This is a genomic window from Methylacidimicrobium tartarophylax (assembly GCF_902143375.2).
Classification (GTDB): domain Bacteria; phylum Verrucomicrobiota; class Verrucomicrobiia; order Methylacidiphilales; family Methylacidiphilaceae; genus Methylacidimicrobium; species Methylacidimicrobium tartarophylax.
Genome location: NZ_CABFVA020000060.1, coordinates 1 through 999, shown reverse-complemented (window position 1 = coordinate 999; position 999 = coordinate 1). Strand labels below are relative to the sequence as shown.

Below are 999 nucleotides of genomic sequence, written 5' to 3'. Positions count from 1 at the left end.
GAAGCGCTTCGGGAGGCCGGGTGGTCGTCAGGGCCACTACCTTCATCCCGGCGCGTTTTCCGGCTTCCACCCCGGCGGGCGCGTCTTCGAAGACGACACAGCGGTGGGGAGGGACTCCCAAGCGGTCGGCGGCCGTAAGAAAGACCTCCGGATCGGGCTTGCCCCGGCTCACATCCTCGGCGGCGACGATGGTGGGAAACATGGCACGTAGCGCGAGCTTCTCGAGCACCAGGTCGATGTTCGCTCGCTGCGAGGAGGAGGCGATCGCCGTCGGGACTGCGCGACCGGCCAGCCATTGGCCCCACTCCCATGTTCCGGAGCAGAGGGTGAGCCCGGTTTCGGCGACGATTTCCCGAAAGTGCACCTCCTTGCGCAGGCTGAGCCGGGAGATCTCTTCGGAATCCTTCGTCCAGTGGAGGATCTGCGGAATGATCCATTCGTTCTTCATTCCGAAGGTTTGGAGGAAGAATCCGGGGAAGAGAGAACGTCCCTCTTCCCGAGCGAGGCGATGCCAGCTCTCCTCGTGCTGTCGGGAGGAGTCGACCAGCACTCCATCCCAATCAAAAAGTACGGCCCATCGAGTGGCGCGCGGGGAAATCTCGTCTCTTTCCATACGGAACTGCCACGGAGAGCCAGCTAGTCGCCGAGATGTCAATCTTTTTCGCCCCTGCTCTCTGGGGTCCGGGGCAGGTCGGCCTCTCTCAGGCGATCCGCTCCATCTGCTCGTTCCGGAGCCGAAAACGGAGCTCGCCCTTCCCGAGGCGGAGATCGTCGAGGCGAAGGCAGACGATTCCGCCCTTATCGAGGGGCAAGTTCCCGGGGTCGTTGGCACCGACGAGTGCGGCAAAATGCTCAGCGAGGCTCGGCATATGGCCGACTAAGACCACCTCGGAATCCGCCGGCAAGGATTGGAGCAGGGTCAGGATCTGTTGGGTGGAGGTTCCATTCTCCAACTCTTCCTGGATTGCGATCTTAGAAGAGTCGCCGAGGGCTTCGGCG

Annotated in this window: 1 protein-coding gene and 1 pseudogene; both read right to left on the bottom strand. The window is 62.8% G+C overall.

The window, feature by feature from the left end; genetic code table 11:
- The coding region (locus MAMT_RS05155; RefSeq protein ID WP_142659934.1) for an HAD family hydrolase at positions 1-613 on the bottom strand (613 nt) is incomplete at its 3' end.
- 88 nt (positions 614-701) lie between these two features.
- A pseudogene (locus MAMT_RS11325) lies at positions 702-999 on the bottom strand (histidine phosphatase family protein); the annotation flags it as partial.